The 15334-nt window shown below is 63.0% G+C and carries 16 protein-coding genes; 12 read left to right on the forward strand and 4 right to left on the reverse strand.

Annotation, left to right across the window (positions count from 1 at the left end; genetic code table 11):
- Positions 1 to 227 precede the first annotated feature (227 nt).
- Both ACEN42_RS10675 and ACEN42_RS10680 read left to right on the forward strand, forming a co-directional pair.
- Entirely contained in the window at positions 228 to 2102 is a 1875-nt protein-coding gene (locus ACEN42_RS10675; protein WP_238210209.1) for a glycoside hydrolase family 15 protein, read from the forward strand.
- 355 nt (positions 2103 to 2457) lie between these two features.
- A complete protein-coding gene (locus ACEN42_RS10680; protein WP_187609466.1) occupies positions 2458 to 3729 on the forward strand; it encodes a polyhydroxyalkanoate depolymerase in 1272 nt (423 codons plus the stop codon).
- A gap of 105 nt (positions 3730 to 3834) precedes the next feature.
- Here ACEN42_RS10680 and ACEN42_RS10685 read toward each other — a convergent pair whose 3' ends face one another.
- Entirely contained in the window at positions 3835 to 4467 is a 633-nt protein-coding gene (locus ACEN42_RS10685) for a TetR/AcrR family transcriptional regulator (RefSeq protein ID WP_035506335.1), read from the reverse strand.
- A 361-nt stretch (positions 4468 to 4828) separates the two neighbouring features.
- Between ACEN42_RS10685 and rsxB the strand changes: the two genes are divergently transcribed.
- From rsxB to ACEN42_RS10700, 3 genes are all read left to right on the forward strand, one after another.
- Positions 4829 to 5704, forward strand: a complete 876-nt coding sequence (gene rsxB / locus ACEN42_RS10690) for an electron transport complex subunit RsxB (RefSeq protein WP_371879914.1) — start codon at positions 4829 to 4831, stop codon at positions 5702 to 5704.
- A 16-nt stretch (positions 5705 to 5720) separates the two neighbouring features.
- Positions 5721 to 6365: an endonuclease III gene (gene nth / locus ACEN42_RS10695; protein WP_187609468.1), complete on the forward strand. Its 645-nt coding sequence runs from the start codon at positions 5721 to 5723 to the stop codon at positions 6363 to 6365.
- Between the two features lie 73 nt (positions 6366 to 6438).
- Positions 6439 to 6870 (forward strand): DUF1841 family protein, encoded by a 432-nt coding sequence (locus tag ACEN42_RS10700; RefSeq protein ID WP_187609469.1) that lies wholly within the window; start codon positions 6439 to 6441, stop codon positions 6868 to 6870.
- An 87-nt stretch (positions 6871 to 6957) separates the two neighbouring features.
- Here the strand turns inward: ACEN42_RS10700 and ACEN42_RS10705 are convergent, their stop codons facing one another.
- Positions 6958 to 7335 (reverse strand): c-type cytochrome, encoded by a 378-nt coding sequence (locus ACEN42_RS10705; protein WP_187609470.1) that lies wholly within the window; start codon positions 7333 to 7335, stop codon positions 6958 to 6960.
- A gap of 43 nt (positions 7336 to 7378) precedes the next feature.
- Entirely contained in the window at positions 7379 to 7744 is a 366-nt protein-coding gene (locus ACEN42_RS10710; protein WP_014190874.1) for a c-type cytochrome, read from the reverse strand.
- 397 nt (positions 7745 to 8141) lie between these two features.
- Here ACEN42_RS10710 and ACEN42_RS10715 point away from each other — a divergent pair, with 397 nt between their 5' ends.
- The 7 genes from ACEN42_RS10715 to ACEN42_RS10745 all read left to right on the forward strand — a co-directional run bounded on the left by ACEN42_RS10715 (position 8142) and on the right by ACEN42_RS10745 (position 14080).
- Positions 8142 to 8984, forward strand: a complete 843-nt coding sequence (locus ACEN42_RS10715) for a MoxR family ATPase (RefSeq protein ID WP_238210206.1) — start codon at positions 8142 to 8144, stop codon at positions 8982 to 8984.
- 6 nt (positions 8985 to 8990) lie between these two features.
- Complete coding sequence (locus tag ACEN42_RS10720; protein WP_187609472.1) at positions 8991 to 9581, forward strand: GNAT family N-acetyltransferase; 591 nt, start codon at positions 8991 to 8993, stop codon at positions 9579 to 9581.
- Positions 9582 to 9606: 25 nt separating this feature from the next.
- Entirely contained in the window at positions 9607 to 10782 is a 1176-nt protein-coding gene (locus ACEN42_RS10725; protein WP_187609473.1) for a VWA domain-containing protein, read from the forward strand.
- A gap of 15 nt (positions 10783 to 10797) precedes the next feature.
- Entirely contained in the window at positions 10798 to 11994 is a 1197-nt protein-coding gene (locus ACEN42_RS10730) for a benzoate/H(+) symporter BenE family transporter (protein ID WP_371879915.1), read from the forward strand.
- Positions 11995 to 12066: 72 nt separating this feature from the next.
- Positions 12067 to 12315 (forward strand): energy transducer TonB, encoded by a 249-nt coding sequence (locus ACEN42_RS10735; protein ID WP_187609475.1) that lies wholly within the window; start codon positions 12067 to 12069, stop codon positions 12313 to 12315.
- Positions 12316 to 12520: 205 nt separating this feature from the next.
- Positions 12521 to 13474: a transaldolase gene (gene tal / locus ACEN42_RS10740; protein WP_187609476.1), complete on the forward strand. Its 954-nt coding sequence runs from the start codon at positions 12521 to 12523 to the stop codon at positions 13472 to 13474.
- Positions 13475 to 13651: 177 nt separating this feature from the next.
- The gene (locus tag ACEN42_RS10745; protein ID WP_187609477.1) at positions 13652 to 14080 is read left to right on the forward strand and encodes a VOC family protein; all 429 of its coding nucleotides are present in this window, start codon (positions 13652 to 13654) and stop codon (positions 14078 to 14080) included.
- A gap of 27 nt (positions 14081 to 14107) precedes the next feature.
- Here the strand turns inward: ACEN42_RS10745 and ACEN42_RS10750 are convergent, their stop codons facing one another.
- The gene (locus ACEN42_RS10750; protein WP_371879916.1) at positions 14108 to 15211 is read right to left on the reverse strand and encodes an FUSC family protein; all 1104 of its coding nucleotides are present in this window, start codon (positions 15209 to 15211) and stop codon (positions 14108 to 14110) included.
- Between the last annotated feature and the right edge of the window lie 123 nt (positions 15212 to 15334).

Below are 15334 nucleotides of genomic sequence, written 5' to 3' on the forward strand. Positions count from 1 at the left end.
CGACCGCCGTCCCACCGACCGTTGCGCGCCGTGATCACACGCGGCCCGGTTTTCTGCTTGCAACGAACGATTGCGGCAGAATGCGGCCAGAAAGCATGCGTGGCGTCGGTCGCTTCCTTTGTCCTTGACTCCGCGCCTCGCTCGGGGCGCGACGCGTCCCGAATCTTTTGCTCAACCCGCGGCGCGTTTCGATTCGGCCCGCGCCGCCAGCAGGAAGATGTTCGCTTATGCCAGCTTTGATCGAAGACTATGCGATGGTCGGCGACGGCCACACCGCAGCCCTGATTTCCCGCGACGGCTCCGTCGACTGGCTCTGTTGGCCACGCTTCGACTCCGGCGCGTGCTTCGCGGCGCTGCTCGGCACGCCCGAGCACGGCCGATGGCTCATCGCTCCCGAGATGCCCGACGGCGAAACGCCCGTCATCAGCCGTCGCTATCGCGAGGACACGCTGGTCCTCGAAACGGATTTCGAAACATCGCAAGGCGCCGTGACGATCGTCGACTTCATGCCCTTGCGCAACGGGCATTCGGAACTCGTGCGCATCGTGATCGGCCGGCGCGGCACGGTGCGCATGAAGATGGAGCTGGTGCTGCGCTTCGACTACGGCTCGGCCGTGCCGTGGGTCAGCCGTCTGCCCGACGACAGCGGCATTCGCGCGATCGCCGGACCGGATCTCGCGGTGCTGCGCACGCCGGTCGATCTCGTCGGCGAAAACATGCATACGGCCGCCAGCTTCGACGTGAGCGCGGGCGAGCGCGTGCCCTTCTCGCTGTGCTATTCGCAATCCCATCTGCGTCTGCCGCACGCGTCCGATCCTCACACGCAACTCGCGCGCACCGAAAACCATTGGCGCGAATGGTCGGGGCAAAGCGAGCTCAAGGGCCGCTGGGCGAGCGCGATCCGCCGCTCGCTCATCACGCTGAAGGCGCTCGCCTACGAGCCGACGGGCGGAATCGTCGCCGCGCCCACGACCTCGCTGCCGGAGCAGCTCGGCGGCACGCGCAACTGGGACTATCGCTACTGCTGGCTGCGCGACGCGACCATCACCCTGCTCGCGATGATGCGCGGCGGCTACTACGACGAAGCCCGCGCGTGGCGGGCGTGGCTGGGCCGCGTGATGGCGGGCTCGCCGGCGCAGATCCAGATCATGTACGGCATCGCGGGCGAGCGGCGCCTGCCCGAGTGGGAGATCCCGTGGCTTCCCGGTTACGAGGGCGCATCGCCGGTGCGTATCGGCAATGGCGCGGTCGATCAGTTGCAACTCGATGTCTACGGCGAAGTGATGAATGCGCTGCACCTTGCCCGCGTCGGCGGCTTGCAGAGCGACGAAACCGCGTGGTCGATCCAGTGCGCCATGCTGCAACACCTCGACACGATCTGGGAACAGCCCGACGAAGGCATCTGGGAAGTGCGCGGCGGGCGCCAGCACTTCACGTTCTCGAAGGTCATGGCGTGGGTCGCCTACGACCGCGCGATCAAATCGGCGGAAAAGTTCGAGCTGCCGGGGCCGATCGACCACTGGCGCGAGATGCGCGCGCGCATCCGCGCCGAGGTGCTGAAGAAAAGTTGGAACGCCGAACTGAACTCCTTCACGCAGGCCTACGACAGCGATGCGCTCGATGCGAGCCTGCTTCTCATCCCGTTGCTGGGATTTTTGCCGCCTAAAGATCCGCGAGTGACCGGAACCGTACATGCGATCGAGACCAAGTTGACGCACGATGGGCTCGTGAAGCGTTATCACACCGCCGAAGTCGCGGATGGCTTGCCGCCCGGAGAAGGCACGTTTCTGGCTTGTAGCTTCTGGCTGGTCGACAATCTGGCGCTGCAAGGCCGGATCGATGAAGCGCACGAGATGTTCGAGCGTCTCGTCGGTCTCGCCAACGATGTCGGGTTGCTGGCCGAGGAGTACGACACGGTGGCCAAGCGCATGGTCGGGAATTTCCCGCAGGCCTTTACCCACGTGGCGCTGGTGCATACCGGAATGAATCTGATGCGGCACGAAGAGGAGATGGCGAAAGCGATTGGCCAGCCATCCGGCCCGGAAAACCACGACGAACCGGATGAGCAAGCCGCCATCGATGCTGCAACAGGAAAGTCATAAATCTATGTTTTGTTTGATGAAATTCGCGTTTCCCGGTAATATTGGTGCAATGCACAAATTATAGGATCTCGGAATGTGTTGTTTTCACGCAGGCAATTCCGACCGATTTATTGAATTGAACGCTTAGTACGCGGAAAATCTTGCCTCCGCTCAAGGTTCGTCGTACAAGAGTCGATATTGCGCGAGTGGCAGCACGGAAAGGCAGGCAGGAAATTGCAGGAAAGACAGTGCCCCGGCAGCATGGCGACAGCCCGCCGCGCCGCCGGGGGTCATCGAATGCCGTTGAGCCTCATCGCCGGATGTTTTGCCGGGATCAACGGGCGTGCCGGTTTCCACCGGAGTTACTGGGGCAACCATGCTCTATCAAATTCACGAATTTCAGCGAGCTATGCTGTCTCCTCTTACAGCATGGGCCGAAGCTGCATCGAAGTCGTTCGTCAACCCGGCCAGTCCGCTCGCCTATATTCCCGGCTCAAGCCGCCTGGCCGCGGGTTACGAGTTGCTCTACCGGCTCGGCAAGGACTACGAGAAGCCCGAGTTCAGCATTCATCAGATCGTCAAGGACGGACATAACATTCCGATCGTCGAGCAGACGGTGGTCGAGAAGCCGTTCTGCCGTCTGTTGCGCTTCAAGCGCTTCGCCGACGACAGCGCCACCGTCACCAAGCTGAAGAACGAGCCGATCGTGCTCGTGTGCGCGCCGCTCTCCGGCCACCATTCCACGCTGCTGCGCGATACGGTCAAGACGCTTTTGCAGGACCACAAGGTGTACATCACCGACTGGATCGACGCGCGCATGGTGCCGACCGAGAACGGTCCGTTCCATCTGGACGATTACGTCGAATACATCCAGGAGTTCATCCGCCACATCGGCGCGAAAGATCTGCACGTGATCTCGGTGTGCCAGCCGACCGTGCCGGTGCTCGCCGCCATTTCGCTGATGGCGAGCCGCGGCGAAGACACTCCCCGCACGATGACCATGATGGGCGGCCCGATCGACGCGCGCCGCAGCCCCACGTCCGTCAACTCGCTGGCGAACGAGCACTCGTACGGGTGGTTCGAGAACAACGTCATCTACACCGTGCCCGCGAACTATCCGGGTGTGGGACGCAAGGTTTATCCGGGCTTCCTGCAGCATGCGGGCTTCGTCGCGATGAATCCCGAACGCCATCTCACGGCCCATTGGGACTTCTATCAAAATCTGCTCCGCGGCGACGATGACGACGCCGAGCAACATCGCCGTTTCTACGACGAATACAACGCCGTGCTCGACATGGCCGCCGAGTATTACCTCGAGACGATCCGCGTCGTGTTTCAGGAGTTCCGCCTCGCCGAAGGCACGTGGGAAGTCAACGACGAACTCGTGCGTCCGCAAGACATCAAGCACACCGCCCTCTTCACGATCGAAGGCGAACTCGACGACATCTCCGGCAGCGGCCAGACGCGCGCCGCGCACGATCTGTGCACCGGCATTGCGCCAAAGCACAAGCGGCACTTCACGGCGGAGAAGGCCGGCCACTACGGCATCTTCTCGGGCCGCCGCTGGCGCACGATGGTGTATCCGCAATTGCGCGAGTTCATTCTCGAACACGACAAGACGCCGAAGACGGAAGCCGTGCCCGCATAAGCGTGAATGCGCCGGGACCGATTCCATCACGTCAAATGAAAACGTCGCGCCTTGCAAAGGGCGCGACGTTTTTTCTTCAGATGGCGCGAATGCGAAAGCGGTCGATCAGCGGCGCGTCAGATAAGCCAGCAGCAACTCGGTGTTCATACGCACGATCTGCTCGCGCTGACCTTGCTCGCTGAAATCGAGCCCGAACGTCGCTTCGAGCGTGAAGCGGTTCGACACGATGTAATAGCCGAGTCCCGACAGCACGATATAGAGCTTGAGCGGATCGACGTCGGTGCGAAACAGCCCGGCTTTTTGGCCACGATCGAGAATAGCCGTGAGCGTCGCGACGATCGGCGAAATGAGTTCGCGGATTCGATTCGATCCTTTGATATATCTCGCCTCATGCAGATTTTCGTTATTGATGAGGCGGAGCAATTCCGGGTGATCCCGGTAGTAATCCCAGACGAAATGCGCGAGACGCGTCATCGCTTCGATGGGCGCGATGCCGTCGAGTTCGAGCGTGCGTTCGGCTTCGACGAGCGCCGAAAGAGCATGTTCGAGCACCGCGGTGAATAACTGCTCCTTGCTACCGAAGTAGTAGTAGAGCATGCGTTCATTGGTCTCCGCCCGGCGCGCAATCTGGTCGACGCGTGCGCCGAACAGACCGCCTGCAGCGAACTCTTCTGCGGCGGCAAGCAGAATACGGCGCCGGGTGCCTTCAGGATCTCTTTTGATTTTCGGCTGATTCATGGTGGCATGACTCGGGAGCCGCGTTGCCGGATTAGCGTCACGCGGCCCGCGTTGGGGTACATGACGTGAACGGGCGCTGCCCATGGTTATTGGGAAACACCGTCCTGCGGTCAAACGGAAAAGCGCTTCGATTATGCGCACATCGAAGCACATTGGCAATTAGGATTGAAAGCCATTCGGCACGACTGGTGAGGACTTCGGCGATAATGTCGATTAAAGCCGAGCGCGTGACCGAAAGAGCGGGACACGCGCCGAACAGGCAGCGTGCCGCCGTCGTCGTTGTGGACGTGATCACAGCCACGCGCTTCGCCTGCGTCGCGCACATGCTGCGCCAGTCCCCAAGGCATCATCGCAATTCCTCGTGACCGCAACCGCTCCCAAGACGCTCGCTGAGCGCATCGAAGATCTGCTGCCGCAGACGCAATGCACCAAGTGCGGCTATCCCGCCTGCCGGCCCTACGCCGACGCCATCGCCGCGGGCGAGGCGAACTACAACCAGTGCCCGCCGGGCGGCGCCGAAGGTGTCGCGCGACTGGCCGCGCTCCTCGGCAAACCCGATATTCCTCTCGATACGACGCACGGCGTCGAACGCGCGCGGCCCGTCGCCGTCATCGACGAGAACGTGTGCATCGGCTGCACGCTGTGCATGCAGGCGTGTCCGGTCGATGCGATCGTCGGCGCGGCGAAGCAGATGCATACGGTCATCGCCGAGCTGTGCACGGGCTGCGATCTGTGCGTGCCGCCCTGCCCGGTCGATTGCATCGCGATGGTGCCCGTCACCGGCACGCGCACCGGCTGGGACGCATGGAGCCAGGACGAAGCCGATGCAGCGCGCGCGCGGCACGACCGCCGCATGGCGCGTCTCGAACGCGAACGCGCGGCCGCCGAGGCGCGGGCAAGCGCGCGTCAGGCCGCGCGCGCGGCGCACGCGGACCAGCCGTCGCCGCAAACGCCGCAAACGCCGCCGACGCAACCGGTCCCGGCTGCGACGCAAGCCGCGAGCGACGATCCGGAAGCAAAGAAACGCGCGATCATTCAGGCCGCGCTCGAACGCGCGCGCAAGAAGAAGGAAGAGATGGCGAAGCTCGGCGCAGGTCCGAAAAACACGGATCACGTGAGCGCCGCGGTGCAGGCGCAGATCGACAGCGCCGAGCAGCGCCGTCGCCGTCTCGGGCTGACGGACGATAAAAACGCGTCCCATCCCGGCGAGGGCGATCGAAGCGACAAACCCGCGTGAGAACGGACATCGAACCATGAACGCCACGAAGCGCCGCGCCATCTACGAGACCTTGCAAAGTATCAATCCGCATCCGACGACGGAGCTCGAATACACGACGCCCTTCGAACTGCTGATCGCCGTGTTGCTCTCCGCGCAGGCGACCGACGTTTCCGTCAACAAGGCGATGCGCAAGATGTTTCCCGTCGCGAACACGCCGGCCGCGGTGCTCGCGCTCGGCGAGGAAGGCGTGTCGGAATACATCCGCACGATCGGGCTTTATCGCACCAAGGCGAAGAACGTGATCGCGACGTGCCGCATTCTCATCGATCAATACGGCGGCGACGTGCCCGATAACCGCGAGGCGCTCGAAGCGCTGCCGGGCGTCGGACGCAAGACGGCGAACGTCATTCTGAACACGGCGTTCGGGCAGCCGACCATCGCCGTCGATACGCACATCTTCCGCGTTGCGAATCGCACGGGGCTCGCGCCCGGCAAGGACGTGCGCGCCGTCGAGACCGCGCTCGAAAAGTTCACGCCGAAAGAGTTTCTGCACGATGCGCATCACTGGCTGATCCTGCACGGGCGTTACGTGTGCAAGGCGCGCGTGCCCGAGTGCTGGCACTGCGCGATCGAGCCGCTCTGCGAATATCGGCCGAAGACGCCCGCGCCGGTCGAATGAGCGGTTTGGGCAGACCGCACGCGCCACGGTCTACAATAGCGGGTTCAGAAACCCGCAATCGAATCAATACCTTATGTTCAACCCTAGCCGCGACGAAGTCCGCCAGTTCTTTACCGAAACCTGGCGCAAGGAGCGCGCCGGCGAGATTCTGACGCCGCTCGAAAGCATGGCCGCCGACTGGATCGGCGAGCATCCGGAATATCACGACGCGCTCGCGAAACCCGAATCGCGCGAAGCCGATTACTCGCCCGATCGCGGCCAGACCAATCCGTTTCTGCATTTGTCGATGCATCTCGCGATCAGCGAGCAATTGTCGATCGATCAGCCGCCGGGCATCCGCCGCGCGCACGACAGGCTGGTCGCGCGCCTCGGCTCGCCGCACGACGCGCAGCACGCGATCATGGATTGCCTCGGACAGGTGATCTGGGAAGCGCAGCGCACGGGCACGCCGCCGGATACCGATGCCTATCTCGCGCTGATCGAGCGCCGTGCTTCGCGCGACTAAGCATCCGAAATACGCGCCGTCAAAATGAAAACACCCCGCTTGGGAAGCGGGGTGTTGCTTGCCGGCGAATCGTCGAAAGCCGCGCGCTTACTTCTTCAGCACGAGATTGCCGTCGAGCGATTCGATATACGCCGCGAGATCCTTCAGATCGCTCTGCGACAGGCTCTGCACCTGCGCCGCCATGATGGCGTTGTTGCGGCCGAAGTTCGGATTGTTGCCGCCGATCTGATACTGGCGCAGCGCCCAGTAGATATAGGTCGCATGCTGGCCCGCGAGCCGCGGATACTCGCCGCTCACCGGCTTGTTGAGACCGGGGCCGTGGCAGGCCGCGCAGTTGTGGCTGTCGGAGAGCGCCTTGCCGTTGCTCACGTCGGCCGCGTGCGCGGCGCCGACCGTCATGCCGATGAGCGCCGCTGCCGCGCATGCTGCCTTGAAGCTTGAATGAAGTGCCTTGGACGGCTTCATGAATTCTCCTTCCCGTTTATCGCTTTGCCGTGTCACGCGCGGATCACTTGTCGGGATTGTTCTTCGATTGGGGAGTCTGCGCGGCGTAGTACGCGGCGATATCGGCGATATCCTGATCCGACAGCGTCGTCGCGATGGCGCGCATCGTGTCGAAATGACGGTCGCCCTTCTTGTAGGCGTGCAGCGCATTGGCGATGTACTGCGCGTTCTGGCCACCGAGCATCGGCACTTCGTAGACTTCAGGGTACGCGGTGCGATAGCCGGGGATGCCGTGGCAGCCGATGCACATCGCGACCTTGCCCTCTGCGGCCTTCGCGTTGCCGACGACGTCGGCCGACGCCTCGGTCGCGAAGCCGGCGAGACCGGACAGCGCTGCAATCACGGCACATTTGCCGACGAAATTGTTCATAGCTCTTCTAACCTGGCTTGAGGGGAAATCCGGCGCTCAAAAGGCCGCGGCCCGCGCCGAGCGCATTACAACCTTCTCGGGACTGTTTGCTGCTACAGGGTTGGTCGCCACGCAGGCCAAAAAAATCGCGCTAATTGTACCGCGCGACCTACCCCCCGTCCACACGCGAACCGCGCCGAAGCCCTGCTGGCAAGGGGAATCGGCTGAAAAGCAGCCGTTTTGCCTGCGACAATTCGCCCCTGTACAAGCGATGAGCCCGCTTGCGCGCACGCTGCGCAGCATTCGGACTCGCTTCGGCAACCCGCCGATAGAGCGGCTCAAACGATACCCGGCGCGCCTCAATATCGAAAGGTCTTCTGACTTATACTGGGATTTTTTTGCCAACCGGATCTTCGTCATGCGTTTCGAAGGCTCATCGCAATACGTCGCAACCGACGATCTCAAGCTCGCGGTGAATGCCGCGATGACGCTGCAACGGCCGCTGCTCATCAAGGGTGAACCCGGCACCGGCAAGACCATGCTCGCGGAGGAAGTCGCGCTCGCGCTCGGCATGCCGCTCCTGCAATGGCATATCAAGTCGACGACCAAGGCGCAGCAAGGCCTGTACGAATACGACGCGGTCTCGCGCCTGCGCGATTCGCAACTCGGCGACGAGCGCGTGAAGGACATCGGCAATTACATCGTCAAGGGCGTGCTGTGGCAGGCGTTCGAGTCGGACCAGCAGAGCGTGCTCCTCATCGACGAGATCGACAAGGCGGACATCGAATTTCCGAACGATTTGCTGCGCGAGCTCGACCGCATGGAGTTCTATGTGTACGAGACGCGCGAGCTCGTGAAGGCCGCGCACCGGCCGCTCGTGATCATCACGTCGAATAACGAAAAGGAGCTGCCGGACGCGTTCCTGCGCCGCTGCTTCTTCCACTACATCAAGTTCCCGGACGCCGAGACGATGAAGGCGATCGTCGAGGTGCACTTCCCGAACATCAAGCAGGACCTGCTCGCCGCCGCCATGCAGAGCTTCTTCGAGCTGCGCGGCGTGTCGGGCCTCAAGAAGAAGCCGTCTACTTCCGAACTGCTCGACTGGCTCAAGCTGCTTCTCGCCGAAGACATTCCGCCCGAAGCGCTGCGCTCGTCGGATCAGAAGCAGATCGTCCCGCCGCTGCACGGCGCGCTCCTCAAGAACGAGCAGGACGTCGCGCTGTTCGAGCGTCTGCTCTTCATGAATCGCAACCATCGCTAAAAAGAAATGAGCCGCTGGATCGAACCCGTCACACTGGAAGGCGAGCACGTCAGGCTCGTGCCGCTCACGCGCGAACACGAACCGGCCCTCACGGCCGCCGCGAGCGACGGTGAATTGTGGAAGCTCTGGTACACCTTCGTGCCCTCGCCCGACAAGACGCGCGGCTATATCGACACGGCGCTCGACATGCGCGATCGCCTTGGCGCGCATCCGTTCGCGGTGATCGATGCGAAGACGGGCGATGTCGTCGGTTCGACGCGCTACTTCAACGTCGACGAAGCGAACCGGCGGCTGGAGATCGGCCATACGTGGTACGCAAGACGCGTGCAGAAGACCGCGCTCAACACCGAAGCCAAGTTGCTGCTGCTGACGCACGCGTTCGAAAAACTCGATGCCATCGCCGTGGAGTTCCGCACGCATTTCATGAACCACGCGTCGCGCACCGCGATCGCGCGGCTCGGCGCGAAGCAGGACGGCATCCTGCGCAATCATCAGGTGGGCCGTGATGGCGTGATGCGCGACACCGTCGTGTTCTCGATCATCCAGTCGGAATGGCCGGCGGTGCGCGCCAACCTGAACTACCGGCTCGACCGCTGAAACCCGTCACGATGGAGAGCGCGCCATGCTCATCGACTTTTTCTACTCGCTGCGCGACGCGAAGCTGCCCGTCTCGGTGAAGGAATATCTGACCTTGCTCGAAGCGCTGAAGGCGCAGGTGATTTCGCCGTCGCTCGACGAGTTCTACTTCCTCTCGCGCATGACGCTCGTGAAGGACGAGAAGTACTTCGACAAGTTCGATCGCGCGTTCGGCGCGTATTTCCACGGCGTGACGCAGCTGCCCGACGAAGCTTTCGACGTTCCGCTCGACTGGCTCAAAAAGCGCCTCGACCGCGAATTCACCGCGGAGGAAAAGAAGCGCATCGAGGCGCTCGGCGGCATCGACAAGCTCATGGAGCGTCTGAAAGAGCTGATGGACGAGCAGAAGGAGCGTCACGAAGGCGGCAACAAGTGGATCGGCACCGGCGGCACGTCGCCCTTCGGGCACGGCGGCTATAACCCGGAAGGCATTCGCATCGGCGGGGAATCGTCGGGGAATCGCACCGCCGTGAAGGTGTGGGACGAGCGCGCGTACAAGGATTACGACGATCAGGTCGAAATCGGCACGCGCAATATCAAGGTCGCGCTGCGTCGCCTGCGGCGCTTCGCGCGCGAAGGCGCGGCCGAGGAACTCGATCTGCCCGACACGATCCGCAGCACCGCGGCCAATGCGGGCTGGCTCGATATCAAGATGGTCCCCGAGCGCCACAACAACGTGAAGGTGCTGATGCTGCTCGATGTCGGCGGCTCGATGGACGATCACATCAAGCGCGTCGAAGAGCTGTTTTCGGCGGCGAAGGCGGAGTTCAAGCATCTCGAGTTCTACTACTTCCACAACTGCGTGTACGACTATCTGTGGAAGCACAATCGCCGGCGCCACGCCGAGCGCACGCCGACCTTCGACGTGCTGCACAAGTTCACGCCCGACTACAAGCTGATCTTCGTCGGCGACGCGACCATGAGCCCGTACGAAGTGCTGCAGCCCGGCGGCTCCGTGGAATACAACAATGCCGAAGCGGGCGCGGTCTGGCTGCGCCGGCTTGCCGATCAATTCCCGCATCACGCGTGGCTCAATCCCGAGCCCGAGCGGCTATGGGAATACCGGCAGTCGATTTCCGCGATCCGCAATGTGCTCGGCAATCGCATGTATCCGCTCACGATGGCCGGCCTGGAAACCGCCATGCGCGCGCTGTCGAAGTAACCGAAAAGAACACGAATGAAAGCTTCCGCACCGGCGCCCGCCGCGCCGCGCTTCCTCTTTGATACTTCGCTGTCCACCGTCGTCGCCGGCTTCGTCGCGATGATGACCGGCTACACCAGTTCGCTCGTGCTGATGTTTCAGGCGGGCCAGGCCGCGCATCTCACGAACGCGCAGATTTCGTCGTGGATCTGGGCGCTCTCGATGGGCATGGCGGTCTGCACCATCGGGCTGTCGCTGCGTTATCGCGCGCCGATCGTCATCGCGTGGTCGACGCCGGGCGCGGCGCTGCTCGTGTCGTCGCTGCCGAACGTCGCCTATGCCGATGCGATCGGCGCGTTCATCGTCTGCGCGGTGCTCCTGACCGCCGTCGGCCTCACCGGCTGGTTCGACACGCTGATGAAGCGCGTCCCGACGGGCATCGCCGCCGCCTTGCTCGCGGGCATCCTGTTCGAGATCGGCATCGAGATTTTCCGCGCCGCCGAGCATCGGACCGCGCTCGTCATCGCGATGTTCTTCACGTATCTCACGGCCAAGCGCTTCGTGCCGCGTTACGCGATTCCGGCCACGCTCATCGTGGGCATCGCGATCGCGGGCGGCCTCGGGCTGCTCGACTTCACGCATTTTCACGTCGCGCTCGCGCATCCGGTTTTCACGATGCCCGCGTTCTCGCTCGCCGCGACGATCAGCATCGGCATTCCGCTTTTCGTCGTCGCGATGGCTTCGCAGAACGTGCCGGGCATCGCCGTGCTGCGCGCCGACGGCTACACGACGCCCTCCGCCCCGCTCATCTCGGCGACCGGCATCGCGTCGCTCGTGCTCGCGCCGTTCGGCTCGCACGGCGTGAATCTCGCGGCCATCACCGCAGCGATCTGCACCGGCCGCGAAGCGCACGAGAACCGCGACAAGCGCTACACGGCCGCCGTCTGGTGCGGCATTTTCTATCTGATCGCGGGCACGTTCGGCGCGACCATCGCGGCCCTGTTCGCGGCCTTTCCGAAGGAACTGGTCGTGTCCGTGGCCGCGCTCGCGCTCTTCGGCTCGATCATGAGCGGTCTCGCCAACGCGATGCAGGACGCGCGTCAGCGCGAGCCCGCGCTCGTCACGTTCATGGTGACGGCATCGGGCCTCACGCTGCTCTCCATCGGCTCGGCCTTCTGGGGATTGATCGCGGGCGTCGCGACACATATCGTGCTCAACGCCAGACGATCCTGACGCAGCCTACAATGACGGAATCGGCCCCGATTTCCGGCCGGTTTTTCCGCAACCGAACTTTGTAATTCCGTCATGGCTTTGATCGACAAACTGCTGGCGCGCTCCGCGCCGCCCGGCACCGCCCAGAAACGCAAGACGATCGTGCGCGTGCTGCTCGACGACGCCGGGCACGTCCAGGACGTCGTCCTCAAAATGAGCTGCGGCGATACGGCGAAGGACGCCCACGCGCTCGACGAGGTCCGCAAAATGCGCTTTGCACGGGGTCAACTTGGCTCGGGCACGGTGCGACGCTGGCACGAACTCGCCTACGCGGTGGATTGAAGGCCGATTGAACGCGCAGTCCCGCGCCCGGTCGAAAACCTGCGCGCACGGTATCAGCGCGCTCGCCGCGCTCGGGACTAGAATGGGAGAATGACATTCAAGGGGCGCGCCGCGCGAACGAAGTCGCCGCGCGGCGTCGCAATCATGGGCAATCCGCGGGTTGGTTACCGCAATTTGACAAGGCGCAACGCGTCTGAGACTCGACATGACATCCGCTCTCGACCAGCTCAAGCAATACACGACCGTCGTCGCCGACACGGGCGACTTCCAGCAATTCATCCAGTTCAAGCCGCAGGACGCGACCACGAATCCGTCGCTGATTCTGAAGGCCGTCCAGAAGGACGATTACAAGCCGCTGCTAGAAAACACCGTCAAGGAGCACGCGAAGAAGCCGATGCCGCAGATCATCGACAATCTGCTCGTGGCGTTCGGCACCGAAATTCTGAAGATCGTTCCGGGCCGCGTTTCGACCGAAGTCGATGCGCGCCTTTCGTTCGACACCAAGGCTTCGATCGACAAGGGCCGCGAAATCATCAAGCTGTATGAAAACGCGGGCGTCGACCGCAAGCGCGTGCTCATCAAGCTTGCATCGACGTGGGAAGGCATCCGCGCGGCCGAAGTGCTGCAGAAGGAAGGCATCCACTGCAACATGACGCTGTTGTTCTCGCTCGCGCAGGCCGTGGCGGCCGCCGAAGCGGGCGCGCAGCTCATCTCGCCGTTCGTCGGCCGCATTTACGACTGGTACAAGAAGTCCGCCGGCGCGGAATGGGACGACGTGAAGAACGGCGGCGCGAACGATCCCGGCGTGCAGTCGGTGCGGCGCATCTACTCGTACTACAAGAAGTTCGGCTACAAGACCGAGGTCATGGGCGCGAGCTTCCGCACGGTGAGCCAGATCACCGAGCTCGCCGGCTGCGACCTGCTGACGATCAGCCCCGATCTCCTGAAGAAACTCGCCGACAGCAACGATACGGTCGAACGCAAGCTCTCGCCGGAAGCGGTGAAGAACGAGAACGTGGAGAAGATCGCCGTCGATGAGCCGACCTTCCGCTTCCTCGTCAACGACGACGCGATGGCGACCGAAAAGCTCGCGGAAGGCATCCGCGCGTTTGCCGCCGATGCGATCAAGCTGGAGAAGCTGATCACCGCGCTTCAGTAACGCATGCCTGAAACGAAAACCGCGGATCGCGCCGAAATATTGGCGCGATCCGCGGTTTTTTTCATTTCGCCGCTTCACAACGTAATTTGACTCTTTCCGAGTCAGCGTGGGACTTCGTTGCAATAGACTTGTTGGCTTTGGCGGCATGTCCGCTTCATATGCACGGAGTCACCGGTCATGCAACTGGACACGTATCTTTTTTATAACGGCGACTGCGCGGCGGCGCTCGAACTCTATCAGGCGGCATTCGGCGCGCAGATCGCCACACTGGTCCGCTTTCGCGACGTGCCGGACGGCGGCAACGCACCGCCCGACTGGCAGGACAAGGTCATGCACGCGGTGTTTTTTGTCGGGCAGAACGCGATCATGGTCTCGGACGGCCGCTACGATCAGCCACGCAAGGAATACTCGGGCTTCACGCTGTCGATCGCCGCGAGCGATGCGCAATCCGGCGAGCGCATCTTCAAGATGCTCGCCGAAGGCGGCAACGTCCTGACGCCGTGGCAATCCACGTTCTGGACGCAAGGCTTCGGCATGCTGACGGATCGTTTCGGCGTGCCCTGGCTCATCAATGTTGTGCACGAAGGCGAAGCGCAGCCGGCCTGAGTTTCATCGCTTTATCGCTTCGTCACATCAGGGATTGAGCGGCCGCGCGCCTTCGATATTCCACTGCCGTTCGATTTCCGACAACCGCAGCCGCAGCCGATCCACCTGCTCCACGAAACGCATCGCGAGCCAGTGCATGCCCTGCGTCGACATGTTCGCATCGTCGTCGGCGCATGGCGGCACATTCGGCGCATCCACCACGCGGTACAGCAGGCCCACGCGCCCGAAGCGCAATGCGCGCGCCATCTGCAGAAGCTGCTGGCGCACCGCATACTCGCCCGGCGAACACGCGATCGCGAAACGGCTGGGCGTCGCGCTCGCGACTTCCGGCATCGACATCACCAGCATTTCCAGCGCAGCGAGAATCGAGCGGTGCAGCCGCTGGATCTCTTCGAGCCGCGCCATCGGCACATCGGTTTCCTTCGAGACCGATTCCATCAGCCCGCGCGATTGCACGAGCCGCTGGCTCATCGCATAGAAGCGCCGCGCGGTGTCCTCCGCGTGAAGCGGCGTGCCGTCGAGCAAGGCGCCGTACAGCTTCGCGCATTCGCGCAGATTGTCCGCGAGCCGATAGCGCCAGGAATAGGTCGCGTATTGCGGCAACACGAACGAGAGCGCCAGCGCGATCACGACGCCGATCATCACATTAGCCGTGCGCCATAAGCCGGTGGACAGCGGCAGGTCGCCGTGGCCCGAGACGATGACCATGGTGATCGCCGTGAGCAGCGCGACATAGCCGGCCTTGCCGATCGCGTAGTAGGCACAGCCGCCCGCGATCACGCACATCAGCACGAAGAACACCATCACGGAGCCGGTGAGCATCTGCGCGAGGATGAGCGTGAGCCCGAAGAACGCGCCGAGCATCGTGCCGATCGCGCGCTCGCCCGCCTTCTTGCGGATATTGCCGTAATGCTGCAATCCGCCGATCACCACCAGCACCGATACCGACGCCCACACGCCGTGCGGCATGTCGATGCCCGTCGTGACCGCGATCGACACCGCCATCGCGATCCCGACGCGCACCGCGTGGATCACGTTCGCGTGCCGGTAGCGGAAGTACGGCGACGCGATCGAGTGGAAGAAGCGCGCGAGACGGCTGCGCCTGTGTGACGTCGATGTCGGAGAAAGCATGGTTCGCTCAAGTCGATGAACACGCACGCCCGTCAAATCAAGGCAGCCGGAAAACGAAACGCCCGTAACGGCCAGATGGCTGTTACGGGCGTTTTACCAGCTTTTCGCGCGCCGCGCCGCACG

Source organism: Caballeronia sp. S22, assembly GCF_964261745.1.
Lineage (GTDB): Bacteria > Pseudomonadota > Gammaproteobacteria > Burkholderiales > Burkholderiaceae > Caballeronia > Caballeronia jiangsuensis.